Source organism: Microbacterium sp. cf046 (assembly GCF_900114345.1).
Lineage (GTDB): Bacteria > Actinomycetota > Actinomycetes > Actinomycetales > Microbacteriaceae > Microbacterium.
This window is the reverse complement of the sequence record NZ_FOZJ01000002.1, coordinates 506,596-527,141: the sequence shown is the minus strand read 5'-3', so window position 1 is coordinate 527,141 and position 20,546 is coordinate 506,596. Positions and strand designations below refer to the sequence as shown.

Below are 20,546 nucleotides of genomic sequence, written 5' to 3'. Positions count from 1 at the left end.
CCGCTTCGGTATGCTGAAACAACACGCGCGCCCTGCGCCGGCTGCTCCTCCCGATTTGCGACGCGGTCTGCTGATTCGGGTGCACTCCCTCTGAGAAAGGCGGCCCGGTGTCGGAACTGCGTTGGGATGAAATCGATCGGCGCGCGGTGGATACCGCTCGCGTGCTGGCAGCGGACGCGGTCGAGAAGGTGGGCAACGGTCACCCGGGCACGGCGATGAGCCTCGCCCCCGCGGCGTATCTGCTCTACCAGCGGGTGCTGAACCACGACCCGGGCGATGTGCACTGGCCCGGGCGCGACCGGTTCATCCTGTCGGCGGGCCACTCCTCCCTCACGCAGTACGTGCAGCTGTACCTCGGCGGGTTCGGGCTCGAACTCGACGACCTGAAGGCGCTGCGCACATGGGGATCCAAGACCCCCGGCCACCCCGAGTACGGCCACACCGACGGCGTGGAGATCACCACCGGTCCGCTCGGCCAGGGCCTCGCATCCGCAGTCGGCTTCGCCTACGCGGCCCGCTACGAGCGCGGCCTGTTCGACCCCGAGACGCCGGCCGGCGAGTCGCCGTTCGACCACTTCATCTACGTGATCGCCGGCGACGGCGACCTTCAGGAGGGCGTCACATCGGAGGCGTCGAGCCTGGCCGGGCACCAGTCGCTCGGCAATCTCATCGCGATCTACGACTCGAACCAGATCTCGATCGAGGACGACACGAACGTCGCGTTCACCGAGGACGTCGCCAAGCGCTACGAGTCGTACGGCTGGCACGTGCAGGTCGTCGACTGGAAGAAGACCGGCCAGTACCTCGAGGACGCCGCCGAGCTGTACGCCGCCCTAGAGGCCGCCAAGGGAGAGACTGCCAAGCCCTCCCTCATCATCCTGCGCACGATCATCGGCTGGCCCTCGCCCGGCAAGCAGAACACCGGCAAGATCCACGGCTCGGCACTGGGTTCGGACGAGCTCGCCGCGACGAAGAAGGTGCTCGGATTCGACCCCGAGCAGACCTTCGTGGTCGCCGAGGACGTCCTCGCCCACACCCGGAGCCTCGGCGAGCGTGGTGCGGCAGCGCATGCGGCGTGGCAGGAGCGCTTCGACGCGTGGGCTGCGGCCAACCCCGAGCGCAAGGCGCTGTGGGATCGTGTGCAGGCGCGCGAGCTGCCCGCGGGCATCGCGTCGGCGCTGCCGGCGTTCGAGGCCGGCAAGGACGTCTCGACGCGCGCCGCCTCCGGCACGGTGATCAACGCGCTCGCCGCCGAGCTCCCCGAGCTGTGGGGCGGTTCCGCCGACCTCGCCGAGTCGAACCTGACGACGATCAAGAGCGCGAAATCGTTCATCCCCGAGCAGTGGTCCACACACGAGTGGAGCGGCGACCCGTACGGCCGGGTGCTGCATTTCGGCATCCGCGAGCACGCGATGGGCGCGATCGTCAACGGCATCGTGCTGCACGGTCCGACGCGGCCGTTCGGCGGCACGTTCCTGATCTTCAGCGATTACATGCGCCCCCCGGTCCGCCTCTCGGCGCTCATGAACATCCCGAGCATCTTCGTGTGGACCCACGACTCCGTCGCCCTGGGCGAAGACGGCCCCACGCACCAGCCGATCGAGCAGCTGGCGGCCCTGCGCGCCATCCCGAACTTCACGGTCGTGCGCCCCGGCGATGCCACCGAGACCGCGGTGGTCTGGCTCGAGATGCTGCGCCGGCACGCGGGGCCGGCGGGCATCGCGCTGACCCGCCAGAACATCCCGGTGTTCGAGCGCGGAGACGGTGCCGCCTCCGGCGACACGTTCGCCTCCGCCGACCTCGCGGTCAAGGGTGCGTACGTGCTCGCGGAGGCCCCGAACGGCACGCCCGACGTGATCCTGATCGCGACGGGCTCCGAAGTGCAGCTCGCCGTCGCCGCCCGCGAGACCCTCGCCGCGGAGGGCGTGAACGCCCGTGTCGTCTCGGCTCCGTCGCTCGAGTGGTTCGACGAGCAGGATGCCGCCTACCGCGAGTCCGTGCTGCCGCGGTCGGTCAAGGCCCGCGTCTCCGTCGAAGCGGGTATCGCGCTGCCGTGGCGCGGCATCGTCGGGGATCACGGACGAAGCGTCTCGATCGAGCACTTCGGCGCGTCCGCCGACTACAAGACCCTTTTCGAGAAGTTCGGCGTCACCGCCGGGGCCGTCGTGGAGGCGGCACGCGAGACCATCGCCGCCGCAGGCGCGGCAGCCGAGGAGTACAGAGGAGAACGCGCATGAGCACCCCCACCAAGCACCTGTCAGACGAGGGCGTGAGCATCTGGCTCGACGACCTCTCACGATCGCGGATCACGACCGGCAACCTCGCCGACCTCATCGCCACGCGCAACGTGGTCGGGGTGACGACGAACCCGACGATCTTCGCCGGGGCGATCGGATCGGGCTCCTTCGACTACGCCGGCCAGATCACCGACCTCGCGCGGACCGGAGCGAGCGTCGACGACGCGATCTTCACGATCACGACCGACGACGTCCGCGCCGCATCCGATGTCTTCCGGCCGGTCTACGACGCCACCGGGGGTCTCGACGGTCGCGTGTCGATCGAGGTCTCTCCCGACCTCGCGCACGACACCGACGCCACGGTCGCCCAGGCCAAGGAGCTGTGGGCCTCGGTCGACCGCCCGAACGCCCTCATCAAGATCCCCGCGACCAAGGCGGGCCTGCCCGCGATCACCGAGGTCATCGGCGCCGGCATCTCGGTCAACGTCACGCTGATCTTCAGCCTCGAGCGCTACGCCGAGGTCATCGATGCGTACCTGGCCGGGCTCGAGAAGGCGCAGGCCGCCGGCATCGACCTGTCCACGATCCACTCGGTCGCATCGTTCTTCGTCTCTCGCGTGGACACCGAGGTCGACAAGCGGCTCACCGCGATCGGCACCCCTGAGGCCGAGGCGCTCAAGAGCAAGGCCGGCGTCGCGAACGCCCGCCTCGCCTACGAGCTGTTCGAGGACCGGTTCGCGACCGACCGCGTCACCGCGCTCAAGGAGGCAGGCGCCCACGTCCAGCGCCCGCTGTGGGCTTCGACGGGCGTCAAAGACCCCGCACTGCCGGACACCCTGTACGTCACCGAGCTCGTGGCCCGCGGAACCGTCAACACCATGCCCGAGAAGACGCTCGAGGCGACGTTCGACCACGGCGTGGTCACCGGCGACACGATCACCGGCAACTACGGTGACGCGCACGGCGTCTTCGCCGAGCTCGCCGCGGTCGGCGTGGACTTCGCCGACGTCACGCAGGTGCTCGAGGACGAAGGCGTGGAGAAGTTCATCGGCTCGTGGCACGAGCTGAAGGACACCGTCGCGAAGGCGCTCCAGGGTCCCGCCGCGGCGGCCGTCTGATGAGCTTTGAGATCCACCTGACCGGCCATGTCAAGTCGGTCGTCCACGAGACCCTGCCCGGCCTGATCGCCGACCTGGTCGCCTCCGGCATCACCGCGGGCGACTCGTCGCTGTGGGGTCCTGCGGCGGAGTCCGAGGCGTCCCAGCGGCTCGGCTGGGTGCAGTCGGTGTCGGTGTCGCAGCCCCTGGTGCCCGAGATCGAGGCGCTGCGCGCCGAGCTCGTCGCGAAGGGGGTCACGCGGGTCGTCCTGGCGGGAATGGGCGGATCCTCGCTCGCCCCCGAGGTGATCGCGCAGACCTCCGGCGTCCCGCTCGTCATCCTCGACTCGACCGCGCCAGGACAGGTGCTCGCCGCGCTCGACGGCGACGCCGAGGCCGGCGGCCTCCAGCAGACCGTGCTGGTCGTCTCGTCGAAGTCCGGCTCGACGGTCGAGACCGACTCGGCCAAGCGGGCCTTCGAAGCAGCGTTCCGCGATCTCGGCATCGATCCCGTCGAACGGATCGTCGTGGTCACCGACCCCGGCTCGCCGCTCGATGAGGCCGCCCGCGCCGAGGGATACCGCGTGTTCAACGCGGATCCGACCGTCGGCGGCCGCTACTCCGCGCTCACCGCATTCGGCCTCGTGCCGACGGGCCTGGCCGGCGTGGATCTGCGCGTGCTCCTCGAGGAGGCAGAAGCCACGCTTCTCGAGGTCGCCATCGACAGCGCCGACAACCCCGCCCTCGTGCTCGCCGCCGCGATCGCGGGCGGCGATCCGCGTCGCGACAAGCTGGGCCTGGTCACCGACGGCACGCACATCATCGGCCTGCCCGATTGGATCGAGCAGCTCGTCGCCGAGTCCACCGGAAAGGAAGGCACCGGCATCCTGCCCGTGGTCCTCCTGCCCGTCTCCCCCGAAGTGGAGAGCCCGCCCGCCGACATGCAGATCGTGCGCATCGTCGACGAAGCCAACGAATTCCACTTCCGTGAGCGGCACGAAGGCGAGATCCTCATCAGCGGGTCGCTCGCCGCGCAGTTCGTCGTGTGGGAGTACGCCACGGCGATCGCCGGACGGATGCTGGGGATCAACCCCTTCGACCAGCCGGATGTCGAGTCGGCCAAGATCGCGGCACGCGGCCTCCTCGATGCACGGCCCGAGCCCACGGAACCGGCGTTCGCCGTCGACGGCGTCGAGGTCCGCGTCTCGGATCCCGCGCTCGCGGCATCCGGAACGGTCGCCGGAGTGCTCGACGCGCTGTGGGCCCGGATCCCCGAGGACGGGTACGTGTCGATCCAGGCATATGTCGACCGGCTTCGCCTGCCGCAGCTGCAGGGCCTGCGCGAACTCATCGCGGCCGATTCCGATCGACCCGTCACGTTCGGCTGGGGCCCCCGCTTCCTGCACTCGACCGGGCAGTTCCACAAGGGCGGCCCCGCCGTGGGCGTGTTCCTGCAGATCCTCGAGCAGACCGACGTCGACCTCGAGATCCCCGGTCGCCCGTTCACGTTCGGTCAGCTGATCCAGGCGCAGGCCGCGGGCGACGCGAGCGTCCTCGCCGACGGTCACGGACGCCCGGTCGTCACGCTCACCCTCACCGATCCCCAGGCCGAGGTGCTCACGCTCTTCGAAGCCGCCCAATAGGAGCCCACCCGACATGACGGTGCACGCCCAATGACCGTGGAGATCTCGCGCGGCCACAATCCGCTGCGCGACCCGGAGGATCACCGGCTGAACCGGATCGCCGGGCCGAGCGCGCTCGTGATCTTCGGCGTGACCGGAGACCTCTCGCGCAAGAAGCTCATGCCCGCGGTGTACGACCTGGCCAACCGAGGGCTCCTGCCGCCCGGGTTCGCACTCGTCGGCTTCGCGCGGCGCGACTGGGAGGACCAGGACTTCGCGCAGGTCGTGCGGGAAGCGGTCAAGGATCACTCCCGCACGGAGTTCCGCGAGGAGACCTGGCAGCAGCTGCTGCAGGGCATCCGCTTCGTCTCCGGGGAGTTCGACGACCCGGACGCGTTCCGTCGCCTTCGTGAGACGGTCGACAAGCTCGACGTCGAGCGCGGCACGATGGGAAACCACGCGTTCTACCTCTCGATCCCGCCGAAGGACTTCCCGCTCGTCGCGGAGCAGCTGAAGGCATCGGGCCTGGTCGATGACACCGCAGACCAGCCCGAGCGCTGGCGCCGTGTGGTGATCGAGAAGCCGTTCGGCCACGATCTCGCCTCGGCGCAGTCACTCAACGACGCGCTCCGCTCGGCGTTCCCGACCGATTCGATCTTCCGCATCGACCACTACCTCGGCAAGGAGACGGTCCAGAACATCCTGGCGCTGCGCTTCGCCAACGAGTTGTACGAGCCGATCTGGAATGCGAACTACGTCGACCACGTCCAGATCACGATGGCCGAGGACATCGGGGTGGGCGGCCGCGCCGGCTACTACGACGGCATCGGCGCGGCGCGTGACGTGATCCAGAATCACCTGCTCCAGCTCATGGCCCTGACGGCCATGGAGGAGCCGATCTCGTTCGACGCGAAGAACCTGCGTGCCGAGAAGGAGAAGGTGCTCGCGGCGGTGACCCTCCCCAAGGATCTGGCCCGTTCGACCGCGCGCGGCCAGTACGCCGGCGGCTGGCAGGGCGGCGAGAAGGTCCTCGGATTCCTCGAAGAGGACGGGATGAACCCCGAGTCCACGACCGAGACCTACGCGGCCATCACGCTCGAGGTCAACACGCGACGGTGGGCCGGAGTCCCGTTCTACCTCCGCACCGGCAAGCGGCTCGGCCGGCGCGTCACCGAGATCGCCGTCGTGTTCAAGCGTGCACCGGAACAGCTCTTCTCGCGCAGCCAGACCTCCGGGCAGGGCCAGAACGCGCTCGTGATCCGCGTCCAGCCCGACGAGGGCGTGACGATCCGATTCGGATCGAAGGTGCCGGGTGCGGGTGCGCAGGTGCGCGACGTCACGATGGACTTCGGCTACGGGCACGCCTTCACCGAAGCGAGTCCCGAAGCGTACGAGCGGCTCATCCTCGACGTCCTCCTGGGCGACCCTCCCCTGTTCCCCCGCCACGAGGAGGTCGAGCTCTCCTGGAAGATCCTCGACCCGATCGAGGAGTTCTGGACTGCCCAGGGCGGACCGCTCGAGCAGTACGCCCCCGGATCGTGGGGACCGAAATCCGCGGATGAGATGCTCTCCCGCGATGGACGCACCTGGAGGCGGCCGTGATCGTCGACCTGCCCGACACCACCGTCAGTAAGATCTCGCGGGCGCTCGTCAACGTCCGCGAAGAGGGCGGTGCCGTCGCGTTGGGCCGCGTCCTGACGTTGATCATCCTCACTCGCGAAGGGTCGCTCGAGGAGGTCGTCGAGGCCGCCAACGACGCGTCGCGCGAGCACCCCATGCGCGTGATCGTGGTCATGATCGACGGGAGCACCGACACCGATTCGCGATTGGACGCCCAGATCCGCGTCGGCGGCGACGCCGGCGCGAGCGAGGTCATCACCCTGCGCGCCTTCGGCGAAGCGGGCAGCTCCAACCTCGAGAGCCTCGTTACCGGTCTGCTCCTGCCCGACGCGCCGGTCGTGGTGTGGTGGCCGAACAAGACGCCCGAGTCACCCTCGACGACCTCGATCGGCCGGATCGCGCAGCGACGGATCACGGATGCCGCGACCAAATCGGATCCCGCAGCGTGGGTCGCCTCACTCGGCAAGAACCAGGCGCCCGGCGACACCGATCTCGCCTGGACGCGACTGACGCACTGGCGCGAACAGCTCGCCGCCGTGCTCGACCAGCCGCCGTACGATGCGGTCACCGCCGTCCAGGTGCGCGGCGCCGCCAGCTCGCCGTCCACGGCACTGCTGGCCGCCTGGCTGCGTCTCATGCTCGACGTCCCGGTGGACTGGCGCTACCTGCCGGAGGACGAGTGGAGCGACGGGATCAAGTCGGTGCGACTGACCCGCGCCGGCGGTGACGTCGTGCTCGAGCGCTCATCCCCCGCGATCGCCTGCCTGACGCAGCCCGGCCAGCCGGAGCACGACCTCGTGCTGCCTCGCCGCACGCTTCGCGAGTGCCTCGCGGAGGAGCTCCGGCGCCTCGATCCGGACGTCCTGTATGGTCGAGTGATCACCGAGGGCTGGGAGCTCTTGGAACCGGCGACGCAGGAGACGCATGGCTGAATTCAGCAACGAGAAGCGGGTTGTGATCAGCGCTGATCCCACCGCTCTCGCTGAGTCCGTCGCCGCACGGTTCGTGAACCGCCTCGCCAAGTGCAGCGCCGACGGAGCCCTGGTCCACGTGTCGCTCACCGGAGGGTCGATGGGGTCGGCGGTGCTCGCCGCGGCCGCGCGTCACCCGCGACGCGACCGCGTCGACTGGTCGCGCGTGCACTTCTGGTGGAGCGATGAGCGGTTCGTCCCCCGCGGCCACGCCGACAGGAACGACCTGCTGGCCCAGGACGCGCTGCTGGATGAGCTGGAGATCCCATCGGAGAACATCCACACGATGGCTGCCAGCGACGAGGGTCTCGACCTGGATGCCGCGGCGGAGCGGTACGCCGCTGAGCTCGCCCGGTTTCCGCAGGAGGACGGCACGCCGTGGCCGTCGTTCGACATCTGCTTCCTCGGCGTCGGACCGGACGGCCACATCGCCTCGCTGTTCCCCGATCGCGCCGAGATCCTGATCACCGACCTCGTCGCCGTGCCCGTGCGCGACTCGCCGAAGCCGCCGCCCGAGCGGGTCTCGCTGACCCGTCCGGTGATCAACGGCTCGCGACGCGTGTGGCTCGTGCTTGCCGGCACCGACAAGGCATCAGCCCTGGGCCTCGCGCTCGCGGGAGCCAGCTATGCGAGCGTGCCCGTCGCGGGCGCGAAAGGGCGCAAGCGGACGATCTTCTTCGTCGACGAGGCGGCGGCTTCGCAGGTGCCGCCGGAGCTCATCGACCAGGAGTATTGAGCAGGCCGCTCAATCCTGACCGCGACGCTCCCGCAGCTGCTTGAGCGCGTCGTCGAGGAGCTGCTCGGCCTCTTCCTCGGTGCGGCGTTCCTTCACGTATGCCAGGTGGGTCTTGTACGGCTCGGTCTTGGCCAGCGCAGGAGGGTTCTCCTTGTCGCGCCCGGCGGGAAGACCGGAGTGCGGCGAGTCGATCGTGTCCGGGATCTCCTCTTCGGGGATGCCGGCCGCGAAGTAGCGCACCGTCTCGTTGCCGAGGGCGTCCCAGTAGGAGATCGCGATCCGCTCCGCGTGGAAGCCGTGGTCCTGTTCGCCCATCGGGCCCGCGCCGACGCGCGTGCCCCGGATCGCATTTCCGCCGGTGGCCATCAGACGCTCTGGAACTTCGTGATGAGGCCGAGGGCCACGATGGACACGAACCACGCCAGCGCCAGGATGACCGTGAACCGGTTGAGGTTGCGCTCAGCCAGCCCGGAGGAGCCGAGTGCCGAGGTCATGCCGCCGCCGAACATGTCGGAGAGGCCGCCACCGCGCCCCTTGTGGAGCAGGATGAGAAGGGTCAGCAGCAGGCTGGTGATGCCCAGGAGCACCTGCAGGACGAACTCGAGGATCTGCACAGATCTAAGCCTTTCACCGCGCCCCTGTCGGGCGCACGATTCTCCAGTATAAGCGCCGGTCAGACGCCGACGTGCTTCTGGAACCGGATGATCGCCGCGAACTCGTCCACGACGAGGCTCGCGCCACCCACGAGCGCGCCGTCGACGTCGGGCTCGCGCATGAAGCTCGCGATGTTGCCCGACTTGACGGATCCGCCGTAGAGCACACGCGTGCGGTCGGCGGCATCCTGACCGAGCTTGGCGGCGATGACGGCGCGCAGTGCAGCGCAGACCTCCTGCGCCTGCTCGGGCGAGGCGACCTGACCGGTGCCGATCGCCCACACGGGCTCGTACGCCACGACGATCTCGGCGCTCGCGGGGACGCCCTCCAGCGCGACTTCCAGCTGCCCGACAGAGATGGCCGTGGGTCCGGACTCTTCGCGCTGCTCCAGCGTCTCGCCCACGCAGATGACCGGGACGAGTCCGTGACGCAGGGCCGCCTGCACCTTGGCCGCCACAATCTCGTCGGTCTCGGCGTGGTATTCGCGGCGTTCGGAGTGGCCGATGATCACGTACGTGCAGTTGAGCTTCTTGAGGAACGCACCCGAGACCTCGCCCGTGTACGCACCGGAGTCCTTCGTCGACAGGTCCTGCGCGCCGAGGGCGAACGGGATCTTGTCGGCATCCAGGAGGGTCTGCACGGTGCGCAGGTCGGTGAACGGGGGGAAGAGCCCCACCTCGACGGTTCCGTCCAGGTGCTTGGCCTCCTTCAGCGCCCAGTGCAGCTTCTGCACGAATGCGATCGCCTGCTGGTGATCGAGGTTCATCTTCCAGTTGCCCGCGATGAGCGGGACTCTCGCTACTGCCATCCGAGGACCTCCAGTCCGGGGAGCTTCTTGCCCTCGAGGAATTCCAGGCTTGCTCCGCCGCCCGTCGAGATGTGACCGAACTGGTCGTCCTGGAAGCCGAGCTGCCGCACCGCGGCAGCCGAGTCGCCGCCGCCGACGACACTGAGGCCGTCGACCTCGGTCAGGGCCTGCGCGACCGCCTTCGTGCCTGCCGCGAACGGTGCGAGCTCGAACACGCCCATCGGGCCGTTCCAGAACACCGTGCGGCTGTCACGGATGACCTCCGCGAAGCGCGCCGCCGTGTCGGGCCCGATGTCCAGGCCGAGACCCGAAGCGCCGTACGGGGTGTCCTCGATGGCGTCGGCCGCCGTCACGACGTACTCCGCGTCGGCTCCGAACTTCGATGCGACGACGACATCGGTGGGCAGCACGATCTCGACCCCCGACTCCTGGGCGGTCTTGAGGTACTGCCGGACGATGTCGAGCTGATCCGCCTCGAGCAGGCTCGCGCCGACATTGTGGCCCTGCGCGACGAGGAACGTGAACAGCATCCCTCCGCCGATGAGCAGCCGATCGACGCGCGGCAGCAGGTGCGAGATGACGCCGAGCTTGTCGCTCACCTTCGAGCCGCCCAGGACGACCGTGTACGGCCGCTCGGGGTTCTCGGTGAGACGATCGAGCACGTCGAGCTCCGCCGCGATCAGGAGTCCGGCCGCGGACGGCAGGATCTCGGCGAGGTCGTAGACGCTTGCCTGCTTGCGGTGCACGACCCCGAACCCGTCCGAGACGAGGACGTCGCCGAGTTCGGCGAGCTCCTCCGCGAACGCCCGACGCTCGGCGTCGTCCTTCGCCGTCTCCCCGGGATTGAAGCGGAGGTTCTCGATAACCGCGACGTCTCCGTCCTCGAGGGCGGCGACGGCGTCGTGAGCCGACTCCCCCACCGTGTCGAGGGCGAAGGCGACGGGCTTGCCGAGCAGCTCGGAGAGCCGCTGGGCGACGGGCGCGAGACTGTACCGCGCATCGGGGGCGCCCTCCGGGCGTCCGAGGTGCGAGCAGACGACGACGCGGGCGCCCTGATGGATGAGCGCGTTCAGGGTGGGCAGCGACGCCCGCACGCGGCCATCGTCCGTGATCGCGCCGTCCTTCAGGGGGACGTTGAGATCACAGCGGACGATGACGCGCTTGCCGGCGAGCGAACCCAGCGAGTCGAGGGTGCGCAGAGGCATGATCGCTTGCTTCTGAGGGGCTTAGATGCGTTCGGCGACGTACTCGGTCAGGTCGACGAGCCGGTTGGAGTAGCCCCACTCGTTGTCGTACCAGGCCGAGACCTTGACCAGGTTGCCGCTGACGTTCGTGAGCTCGGAGTCGAAGATCGACGAGTGCGGGTTGCCCTGGATGTCGCTCGAGACGATCGGGTCCTCGGTGTACTCGAGGTAGCCCGCCAGCCGGCCGTCGGCTGCCGCGGCCTTGTAGGCCGCGTTGACCTGGTCGACGGTGAGGCCTTCGGTGGGCGTGACGATCGTCAGGTCGACGATGGAGCCGGTGGGCACCGGCACGCGGTAGGACGAGCCGCTGAGCTTGCCGTTCAGCTCGGGCAGCACGTGGCCGATGGCCTTGGCCGCACCGGTCGAGGCGGGGACGATGTTGATCGCGGCGCCGCGCGCGCGGCGCAGGTCGCTGTGCGGGCCGTCCTGCAGGTTCTGGTCTGCGGTGTAGGCGTGGGCGGTCATCATGAAGCCGCGCTCGATGCCGAACGCGTCGTTGAAGACCTTCGCCAGAGGCGCGAGGCAGTTCGTCGTGCAGGAGGCGTTCGAGATGATGACGTCGGTCGCCGGGTCGTAGTCGCCCTCGTTCACGCCCATGACGACGGTCACGTCGTCGCCGGTGGCCGGCGCCGAGATGAGGACCTTCTTCGCGCCGCCCGCGATGTGCTTCTTGGCGTCTTCGGCGTTGGTGAAGCGTCCGGTCGACTCGATGACGATGTCGACGCCGAGCTCGCCCCAGGGAAGGTTCGCCGGGTCGCGCTCTTCGAAGACCTTGATCTTCTTGCCGCCGACCGTGATCGAGTCTGCGTCGTAGGTCACTTCTTCTGCGAGCGGGCCGCTGACCGAGTCGTACTTGAGCAGGTGCGCGAGCGTCTTGTTGTCGGTGAGGTCGTTCACCGCCACGATGTCGAGGTCTGCCCCCTGCGCGAGTGCCGCGCGGAGGTAATTGCGTCCGATGCGGCCGAAGCCGTTGATTCCGATCTTGACAGCCACGGAAGTTCTCCTGAGATGTGTCGTGCGCGAGAACGCGCTTGTTGCGGTTGCAGAGGATGGACAACGGCGTCCCGGCGGGGTCATCCCGCCGGGACGCCCACACTCGCTATGACAGTACCAGCAGGCCCGAGGTCTGCTCGCGGGCGACCGCGAAGCGCTGCTGGACGTTCGCCCAGTTCGCGATGTTCCAGAACGCCTTGACGTAATCGGCGCGCACGTTCTTGTAGTCCAGGTAGTACGCGTGCTCCCAGACATCGAGAAGCAGCAGGGGCACGGACCCGGCAGCGAACGAGGACTGCTGGTCGAAGAACTGCTGGACGATCAGGTTCTCGCCGATCGAGTCCCAGAACAGCCCCGCCCAGCCCGAGCCCTGGACGCCCAGCGCGGCGGCCGTGAAGTGCGCGGTGAACTTGTCGAATGACCCGAAGTGGTCATCGACTGCGGACGCGAGGTCGCCGGTGGGCTTGTCGCCCCCGTCCGGCGAGAGGTTGGTCCAGAAGATCGAGTGGTTGGTGTGCCCGCCGAGGTTGAACGCCAGGTCCTTCTCGAGTTTGTTGACGTTCGCGAGGTTGCCGCTGTCGCGCGCTTCGGCAAGCTGCTCGAGCGCCGTGTTGGCGCCGGTCACGTACGCCTGATGGTGCTTGTCGTGGTGCAGCTGCATGATCGTCGCACTGATGTGCGGCTCGAGGGCTGCGTAGTCGTAGGGGAGGTCGGGCAACGTGTAGTTCGCCATGTTCTCTTCTTCCTGTCGGCGCTGAGCCGATACTCCTCGGCGCAGCGAGAATGACGTATCCATCCTAGTTAGCGCCAACGCGGCGGCACCGGGGTTGCTTCCCTCTATGACAGCGACTAACGGCGCTACGATCGCCCGATGACGAATCCGATGATGCCGGTGGTGCAGCGGTGGGCGGCGTTCTCGAGCGACCCGGCCGGAGGCAATCCCGCGGGTGTCGTGCTCGATGCCGATGGGCTGCCGGATGCGGACATGCAGCGGATCGCGGCGGAGGTGGGGTACGCGGAGACGGCGTTCGTCGCCGGCTCGGGCAGGCGCCGGGGCATCCGGTACTTCTCGCCTGTCGCGGAGGTCCCCTTCTGCGGTCACGCCACCGTCGCCACCGCGATCGCACTCGCCGAGGCGGAGGGCGACGGCATGTTCGCGTTCGCGACCGAGGTCGGAGAAGTCGCCATCACGACGCGCACCGACGGGGTCGTGCGGACAGCGTCGTTCACGAGCGTCGAGCCGTACGTCGAACCGATCGACGACGGTGCGCTCGACGCCGTCCTCGGACTGATCGGAGCGGAACGCGCAGATCTCGACCCCGCACACCCGCCGCGTCTCGCGTTCGCCGGCAATCGGCATCCGATCATCGTGCTCGCCGACGCCGCGGACTTCGACGGGTTCACGTTCGATCCGTCCGCGGCGCGCACACTGATGGATACCGAGGGCTGGCCCGCGACCATCATCGTGCTGCGCGACCTCGGCGGGCAGCGCTGGGAGGCACGCAACATCTTCCCGGTCGGGACCCTCATCGAGGATCCGGCCACCGGCGCCGCAGCTGCCGCGACCGGTGCGTATCTGCGCGCGACCGGAGCCGTGCGCCCGCCCGCGCAGATCGTGATCGAGCAGGGCAGGCACGTCGGTCGTCCGAGCGAGCTCGCCGTGGACGTACCGGCGACCGGAGGCATCACGGTCTCGGGCACCGCAGTGCCGATCCGCTGACGCCGGTCAGTCCTCGACGCCGACGGGCACCGCAGCTTCGGTGTCCGGGATGCCGTCGTGCTCGGCCTTCTTGTCGGCCATCGCAAGAAGACGGCGGATGCGTCCGGCGACAGCGTCCTTCGTGAGGGGCGGGTCGGCGTGGTGGCCGAGCTCGTCCAGGCTCGCGTCGCGGTGCGCGAGGCGCAGCTCGCCCGCCTCGCGCAGATGCTCGGGCACCTCTTCGCCGAGGATCTCGAGCGCACGCTCCACCCGCGCGCACGCGGCGACGGCGGCCTGCGCCGATCGGCGCAGATTCGCATCGTCGAAGTTGACCAGGCGGTTGACGCCGGCGCGGACCTCGCGGCGCTGCCGCATCTGGTCCCAGTCGCTCGCCGCGCGCTCGGCCCCCATCCGGGCGAGGGCGACGCGGATCGCCTCCCCCTCGCGGACGACGACGCGGGGAACGCCGCGCACTTCGCGGGCCTTCGCCGGGATGCCGAGCCGGTGCGCCGCACCGACGAGGGCCATCGCCGCCTCGGGCGCGGGGCAGGTGATCTCGAGCGCGGCCGATCGGCCGGGTTCGCTGAGGGTGCCGGCCGCGAGGAAGGCCCCACGCCAGATGGCGGCGAGGTCGCCCCGGGAGCCGGTCGTGAGCTTGTTGGGCAGTCCGCGGACGGGCCGGCGCCGCTGGTCGAGCAGACCGGTCTGACGCGCGAGCGTCTCGCCCCCCTCGATCACCCGGACCGCGTAGTGACTGCCGTTTCGCGCGCCGGACCCCTGCACGTTCACGAGTTCGGGCCGGACACCGTAGATCTCCATGAGGTCGCGGGCGACGCGCCGGGCCAGGACGTCCGAATCGAGCTCGGCCTCGACTGCGACCCGGTTCGCGATCGAGTGCAGGCCGCCCGAGAAGCGCAGCAGAGACGTCAGCTCAGCGACGCGGGCGCTCGGGCTCGCGTCGCGGACGGCCGTCAGTTCAGCCTTCACGTCAGCGGTCAACGACACGGATCTCCTCGCGACAGATGTGCGGATGGTGGGTGGGAACGAGGGTCAAGCCTACTCGTGACCCCGTTTCACTCACGACCCAAGTCGCGGTGCTTGACACGCACCGCGACGCCGGGCAGTGACGACAGCCGGGCGGCCAGCTCGCGCGCCATGACCACCGAGCGGTGCTTCCCGCCGGTGCAGCCGACGGCCACGACCGAGTGGCCCTTGTTCTCGCGCTGATAGCCGTCCAGCACGGGCTCGAGCGCCGCCGTGTACGAGTCGAGGAACTCGGTCGCGCCCTGCTGTGCAAGGACGAAATCGCGCACCTCCTCGTCCTCACCCGTGAGGGACCGAAGTTCGTCGTTCCAGAACGGGTTCGGCAGGAACCTCATGTCGGCGACCAGATCGGCATCCGGAGGCAGACCGTACTTGAATCCGAAACTGACGATCGTCACCGTGTGGCGCGCAGCGCCCTCGGCGGAGAACATGTCGATCACCTGGGTGGCCAGCTGATGGATGTTGAAACCGGATGTGTCGATGATCACATCCGCGCTCTCGCGCACGGCCGCCAGACGCTGCCGCTCCAGGTGGATGCCGTCGAGGATCGTGCCGTCGCCCTGGAGGGGATGCGGGCGGCGCACAGCTTCGAACCGCCGGACGAGCACCTCGTCGGAGGCGTCGAGGAACATCACGCGGACCGGTCGGCCGCGCCGCAGTGCGCGCGTGATCTCGGGCAGCTCCGCGAACAGGTCGCGTCCGCGCACGTCGACGACGACGGCGACGCGCGGAAGGGCGCTCGCCGCGAGCGCCGTGAGGTCGAGCAGCGGGCGCAGCATCTGCGGCGGAAGATTGTCGACCACGTACCAGCCGAGGTCCTCCAGGGCGTCCGCGGCCGTCGACCGGCCGGCACCGGACATGCCCGTGACGATCAGCACCTCACCCGAGTCGCTGCGCACCGAGGCGCTGTCCTCAGCGTCCGTCATGACCACCCCCGTCGTCGGCTTCAGCCTACCCATTCGTGAGGTGGGCATGAATCGCGGCGGCGAGCTTCGGACCGACTCCCGGCAGTTCGGCGATCTCGTCTGGGGTGGCGCGTCTGAGCGCCGCGACGGACCCGAAATGGCGCAGCAGGGCTTTGATCCGAGCCTCTCCGAGACCGGGGATCTCCGCGAGCACGCTCTGGATGTCGCGCCGCCTCCGGCGCCGCTGATGGGTGATCGCGAACCGGTGCGCCTCGTCGCGCAGCCGCTGCAGCAGGTACAGGGCCTCGCTCGTGCGCGGCAGGATGACCGGGTACTCCTCCCCCGGCATCCACACCTCCTCGAGTCGCTTCGCGATGCCGCACAGCGCGATCTCCTCGTGTCCGGCATCCGCCAGGGCGCGCGCGGCGGCCTCGACCTGAGGCTTGCCGCCGTCCACCACCAGCAGCTGCGGCGGGTAGGCGAAGCGCGGGCGCTTGCGGGTCGTCGTGACTGTTCCGTCCTCGGTCGGCTCCGGCTCGGGCTGCTCGTCGGGCCGGTCGAGGTAGGCGAGCCGCCGGGTCAGCACCTGATACAGCGAATCGGTGTCGTCGGTCGTCTCGGGCACGCCGAAGTTGCGGTACTGGTCCTTGCGGGGCAGGCCGTCCTCGAACACCACCATCGACGCGACCACGTTCGTCCCGCTCAGGTGCGACACGTCGTAGCACTCGATGCGCAGCGGCGCCTCCGCCAGCCCGAGGGCTTCCTGGAGGTCGGTCAAGGCCTGTGTCCGCGCGACGTAGTCGCTCGTGCGCCGGGTCTTGTGGATCATGAGCGCCTGCTGCGCGTTCAGCGTCGCGGTCTTGAGCAGCTCGGACTTCCGGCCGCGCTGCGCCACTTGGATCGAGACCAGCTTGCCGCGCCGCTCGTGCAGCCATGCCTCCAAGTCCGGGGCATCGTCGGGCAGGACCGGGACGAGCACCTGGCGCGGGATGTCGACCGGTGCGGCGTCCCCGTAGGCCCGCTGGAGCACCTGATCGACGAGGTCGCCGCCCGAGATGTCGAGCTCCTTCTCGATCGTGGTCGCGCGCACACCGCGGACCCGGCCGCCGCGGATGACGAACTGCTGCACGGTCGCGTTCAGCTCGTCCTCGGCGATGCCGAACAGGTCGGCGTCGGTGTCGGCCGCCAGCACGAGCGCGCTCTTGGAAAGCACGGCGTCGATCGAGACGAGCCGGTCGCGGTAGACGGCGGCGGCCTCGTAGTCCATCGCCGCAGAAGCCTCCCGCATCCGCGCGTTCAGCTCCTTGGCGAATCGCTGGTCGCCGCCGGACATGAACGCGATGAAGTCGTCGACGATCGCGCGGTGCTCCTCGATCGTCACCTTCATCGAGCACGGGCCGCCGCACCGGCCGATCTGCCCGGGGAAGCAGGGCCGCCCGGTCGCCATCGCCTTCTTGTAGCTCGCGTCGCTGCACGTGCGGATGGGGAACACCTTGATCATCAGGTCGATCGTGTCGTGCACCGCCCAGACCTTCGGGTACGGGCCGAAGTACTTCGCCCCGGGAATGCGCCGATTGCGGGTGACGATGACCCGCGGCGCCTCATCGGCGAGGGTGATCGCCATGAACGGGTACGACTTGTCGTCCTTGTAGCGCACGTTGAACGGCGGATCGAACTCCTTGATCCACATGTACTCGAGCTGCAGGGAGTCGACGTCGCTCGCGACGACGGTCCATTCCACGGATGCCGCGCTGGTGACCATGCGCCGGGTGCGCTCGTGGAGGGTGTGCAGCGGCGCGAAGTAGTTCGACAGGCGGGAACGCAGGTTCTTCGCCTTGCCGACGTACAGGACTCGTCCCGCGGCATCCCGGAATCGGTAGACACCGGGATGGGTGGGGATCTCGCCCGGGCGCGGCTTGTACGCGACGGTGGGGCGTGATGCGGGCATGCTCAGTCTTCGACCACGGCTCAGCCGGCCTTGCGCACCGCGGACAGGCCGAGCACCTCCGCGAGGAACGCGCCGGTGTGGCTGCCCTCCGCTCGTGCGACCTGCTCGGGGGTTCCCGTCGCGACGACCTCACCGCCGCCGGAGCCGCCCTCGGGGCCGAGGTCGATGATCCAGTCGGACGACTTGATCACATCGAGGTTGTGCTCGATGACGATGACCGTGTTGCCCTTCTCGACGAGGCTGTTCAGCACTTCGAGCAGCCGCTGCACGTCTTCGAAGTGCAGGCCGGTGGTGGGCTCGTCCAGCACGTACACGCTGCGGCCGTTGCTGCGGCGCTGCAGCTCGGTCGCGAGCTTGACACGCTGCGCCTCCCCGCCGCTCAGGGTGGTCGCCGACTGGCCGAGTCGCACGTAGCCGAGACCGACGTCGACGAGGGTCTTCAGGTAGCGATGGATCGCCTGGATCGGCTCGAAGAACTCGGCGGCCTCCTCGATCGGCATCTCGAGCACCTCGGCGATGTTCTTGCCCTTGTAGTGCACCGAGAGCGTGTCGCGGTTGTACCGCTTTCCGTGGCACACCTCGCAGTCGACGTAGACGTCTGGCAGGAAGTTCATCTCGATCTTGATCGTGCCGTCGCCGGAGCAGGCCTCGCAGCGCCCGCCCTTGACGTTGAAGCTGAAACGGCCGGGCTGATATCCGCGGGCCTTGGCCTCAGGGGTCTCGCTGAACAGCGTCCGGACGCGGTCGAACACGCCGGTGTACGTCGCCGGGTTGGACCGCGGGGTGCGTCCGATCGGGGCCTGGTCGACATGCACCACCTTGTCGAGGTTGTCGAGGCCGGTGACGCGGGTGTGCTTGCCCGCGATGCGGCGAGCACCGTTGAGCCGGGTGGCCAGGACTTCGTACAGGATGCCGTTCACGAGCGACGACTTGCCCGATCCGCTGACGCCGGTGACCGCCGTCATCACGCCGAGCGGGAAGTCGACGGTGACGTTGCGCAGGTTGTTCTCGCGGGCGCCGACGACGGTCAGCATCCGCTTCTTGTCGATCCGCCGGCGCTTGGCGGGCGTCGGAATCGAGCGGCGGCCGGACAGATAGTCGCCGGTGATCGATCGCGTGTCGTTCAGGAGCTCCGAGAGCGGACCGGAATGCACGACGTGACCGCCGTCGACTCCGGCTCGCGGCCCGATGTCCACGACCCAGTCGGCCGCGTGGATGGTCTCCTCGTCGTGCTCGACCACGATGAGCGTGTTGCCCAGGTCGCGCAGGGTGAGGAGGGTCTCGATCAATCGGCGGTTGTCGCGCTGGTGCAGGCCGATCGACGGCTCGTCCAGCACGTACAGCACACCGGTCAGGCCGGAGCCGATCTGGGTCGCGAGCCGGATGCGCTGCGCCTCGCCGCCAGAGAGCGACCCTGCGGACCGGCTGAGGCTCAGGTAGTTCAGGCCCACCTGGAGCAGGAAGTTCAGCCGCGCCCGGATCTCGCGCAGCACCTGCGCCGCGATCTTCGCCTCGCGCTCGGTGAGCTCGAGCTGAGCGAAATACTCCTGGGCGTCGGCAAGGCTCAGGCGCGAGGCGTCGGCGATCGAGTGGCCGTGCACGAGGACGGCGAGCACCTCCGGCTTGAGCCGGTCGCCGTTGCAGGCGAGGCACGGCACTTCGCGCAGATACTCCGACCAGCGCTGGCGCTGCGAGTCGGAGTCGGCTTGCACGTACTGACGCTCGATGTACGGGACGACGCCCTCGAACCCGGACGAATACCGCATCTCCCGGCCGTAGCGGTTCTTCCACTTGACCGTGACCTTGTAGTTCTCGCCGCGGAGCACCGCCTCCTGCACGTCGAGTCGCAGGTCGCGCCACGGGGTGTCCAGCGAGAAGTTCAGGTCGGCCGCGAGGCCCTCGAGGAGGCGCTCGTAGTACTGGAACAGGCCCTTGCCCTGCGTCGTCCACGGGATCAGCACGCCCTCGCGGATCGAGGCCTCCTCATCGCCGAGCATGAGGTCGACGTCCACCGACATGCGGGTGCCCAGGCCGGAACAGGTCGGGCAGGCGCCGAACGGCGCATTGAACGAGAAGGTGCGCGGCTCGATCTCGGTGAGCTGCAGCGGGTGGCCGTTCGGGCACGCGAGCTTCTCGGAGAACGACTGCCAGGCGGCATCGCCCTCCTCGTCCACGAAATTGACCTGGACGATCCCGCCGGCGAGGCCGATGGCCGTCTCGACCGAATCGGTGACCCGGCTGAGGATCTCGGGGCTCGCGACCAGACGGTCGACCACGACCGCGATGTCATGCTTGTAGCTCTTCTTGAGTGCGGGCGGCTCGGCCAGCTGGACGAGCTCTCCGTCGACGACGGCGCGGGCGTAGCCCTTCGCCGAGAGCTCCTTGAAGAGGTCGACGAACTCGCCCTTCTTCTGCGAGACGACCGGAGCGACGATCTGGTAGCGGGTCTTCTCCGGCAGCTCCATCAGCTGGTCGGCGATCTGCTGCACGGTCTGGCGCTGGATCACCTCGCCGCATTCGGGGCAGTGCGGCACGCCGATCCGCGCCCACAGCAGGCGCATGTAGTCGTGGATCTCGGTGATCGTGCCGACCGTCGACCGCGGGTTGCGGTTGGTCGATTTCTGGTCGATGCTGACGGCCGGGCTGAGCCCTTCGATGAAGTCGACGTCGGGACGATCGACCTGACCGAGGAACTGGCGGGCGTACGCACTCAGTGATTCGACGTAGCGGCGCTGCCCCTCGGCGAAGATCGTGTCGAACGCGAGACTGGACTTGCCCGACCCGCTCAGCCCGGTGAAGACGACGAGCGAATCGCGCGGAATGTCGAGGTCGACGTTCTTCAGATTGTGGACGCGAGCGCCACGGACGCTGAGTCTTCCACTGGAGTTTCCGGGCGCGGCGACAGGGACGATGGGCACTGTCCAAGTCTAGGCGGGGGCTCCGACACGGGTCGCGGGGTTCGCCGATG

General features: G+C 68.9%; 17 protein-coding genes. 7 read left to right on the top strand and 10 right to left on the bottom strand.

From position 1 onward, the window contains the following. Positions 1–107: 107 nt before the first annotated feature. The 6 genes from tkt to pgl are packed head-to-tail and all read left to right on the top strand — an operon-like array spanning position 108 to position 8,283. On the top strand, positions 108–2,237 hold the full coding sequence (gene tkt, locus BM349_RS08715) for a transketolase (RefSeq protein WP_091706224.1): 2,130 nt from the start codon (positions 108–110) through the stop codon (positions 2,235–2,237). Next, on the top strand, positions 2,234–3,355 hold the full coding sequence (tal, locus tag BM349_RS08710; RefSeq protein ID WP_091706221.1) for a transaldolase: 1,122 nt from the start codon (positions 2,234–2,236) through the stop codon (positions 3,353–3,355). The genes tkt and tal overlap by 4 nt, the downstream gene beginning before the upstream one ends. After that, the gene (locus BM349_RS08705) at positions 3,355–4,977 is read left to right on the top strand and encodes a glucose-6-phosphate isomerase (RefSeq protein WP_091706218.1); all 1,623 of its coding nucleotides are present in this window, start codon (positions 3,355–3,357) and stop codon (positions 4,975–4,977) included. Before tal ends, BM349_RS08705 begins: the two co-directional genes overlap by 1 nt. Positions 4,978–5,007: 30 nt before the next feature. Next, a complete protein-coding gene (gene zwf / locus BM349_RS08700) occupies positions 5,008–6,558 on the top strand; it encodes a glucose-6-phosphate dehydrogenase (RefSeq protein ID WP_091706216.1) in 1,551 nt (516 codons plus the stop codon). Further along, on the top strand, positions 6,555–7,508 hold the full coding sequence (locus BM349_RS08695) for a glucose-6-phosphate dehydrogenase assembly protein OpcA (protein ID WP_091706214.1): 954 nt from the start codon (positions 6,555–6,557) through the stop codon (positions 7,506–7,508). Before zwf ends, BM349_RS08695 begins: the two co-directional genes overlap by 4 nt. Beyond that, on the top strand, positions 7,501–8,283 hold the full coding sequence (pgl, locus tag BM349_RS08690) for a 6-phosphogluconolactonase (protein WP_091706212.1): 783 nt from the start codon (positions 7,501–7,503) through the stop codon (positions 8,281–8,283). Before BM349_RS08695 ends, pgl begins: the two co-directional genes overlap by 8 nt. 9 nt (positions 8,284–8,292) lie before the next feature. Here pgl and BM349_RS08685 read toward each other — a convergent pair whose 3' ends face one another. From BM349_RS08685 to BM349_RS08660, 6 genes are all read right to left on the bottom strand, one after another. Continuing rightward, a complete protein-coding gene (locus BM349_RS08685; protein WP_091706209.1) occupies positions 8,293–8,649 on the bottom strand; it encodes an RNA polymerase-binding protein RbpA in 357 nt (118 codons plus the stop codon). Beyond that, positions 8,649–8,897: a preprotein translocase subunit SecG gene (gene secG, locus BM349_RS08680; RefSeq protein ID WP_091706206.1), complete on the bottom strand. Its 249-nt coding sequence runs from the start codon at positions 8,895–8,897 to the stop codon at positions 8,649–8,651. Before secG ends, BM349_RS08685 begins: the two co-directional genes overlap by 1 nt. Positions 8,898–8,956: 59 nt before the next feature. Continuing rightward, the gene (gene tpiA / locus BM349_RS08675; RefSeq protein WP_091706203.1) at positions 8,957–9,745 is read right to left on the bottom strand and encodes a triose-phosphate isomerase; all 789 of its coding nucleotides are present in this window, start codon (positions 9,743–9,745) and stop codon (positions 8,957–8,959) included. Continuing rightward, positions 9,736–10,950 carry a phosphoglycerate kinase gene (pgk, locus tag BM349_RS08670; RefSeq protein ID WP_091706201.1) on the bottom strand — a complete coding sequence of 405 codons (1,215 nt, stop codon included), beginning with the start codon at positions 10,948–10,950 and terminating at the stop codon, positions 9,736–9,738. The genes tpiA and pgk overlap by 10 nt, the downstream gene beginning before the upstream one ends. 21 nt (positions 10,951–10,971) lie before the next feature. Next, entirely contained in the window at positions 10,972–11,982 is a 1,011-nt protein-coding gene (gene gap / locus BM349_RS08665; protein WP_091706198.1) for a type I glyceraldehyde-3-phosphate dehydrogenase, read from the bottom strand. A gap of 106 nt (positions 11,983–12,088) precedes the next feature. After that, positions 12,089–12,715 (bottom strand): superoxide dismutase, encoded by a 627-nt coding sequence (locus BM349_RS08660; protein WP_091706197.1) that lies wholly within the window; start codon positions 12,713–12,715, stop codon positions 12,089–12,091. Between the two features lie 138 nt (positions 12,716–12,853). Here BM349_RS08660 and BM349_RS08655 point away from each other — a divergent pair, with 138 nt between their 5' ends. Next, complete coding sequence (locus BM349_RS08655) at positions 12,854–13,702, top strand: PhzF family phenazine biosynthesis protein (RefSeq protein WP_254773795.1); 849 nt, start codon at positions 12,854–12,856, stop codon at positions 13,700–13,702. Positions 13,703–13,708: 6 nt separating this feature from the next. On the opposite strand, the gene whiA is transcribed toward BM349_RS08655, so the two are convergent. From whiA to uvrA, 4 genes are all read right to left on the bottom strand, one after another. Next, positions 13,709–14,686 carry a DNA-binding protein WhiA gene (gene whiA, locus BM349_RS08650; protein WP_091706195.1) on the bottom strand — a complete coding sequence of 326 codons (978 nt, stop codon included), beginning with the start codon at positions 14,684–14,686 and terminating at the stop codon, positions 13,709–13,711. 68 nt (positions 14,687–14,754) lie between these two features. Then, complete coding sequence (rapZ, locus tag BM349_RS08645) at positions 14,755–15,651, bottom strand: RNase adapter RapZ (protein ID WP_091706192.1); 897 nt, start codon at positions 15,649–15,651, stop codon at positions 14,755–14,757. Between the two features lie 25 nt (positions 15,652–15,676). After that, positions 15,677–17,578: an excinuclease ABC subunit UvrC gene (uvrC, locus tag BM349_RS08640; RefSeq protein WP_091706190.1), complete on the bottom strand. Its 1,902-nt coding sequence runs from the start codon at positions 17,576–17,578 to the stop codon at positions 15,677–15,679. 20 nt (positions 17,579–17,598) lie between these two features. Beyond that, the gene (gene uvrA / locus BM349_RS08635) at positions 17,599–20,496 is read right to left on the bottom strand and encodes an excinuclease ABC subunit UvrA (RefSeq protein WP_091706188.1); all 2,898 of its coding nucleotides are present in this window, start codon (positions 20,494–20,496) and stop codon (positions 17,599–17,601) included. Positions 20,497–20,546 lie beyond the last annotated feature (50 nt).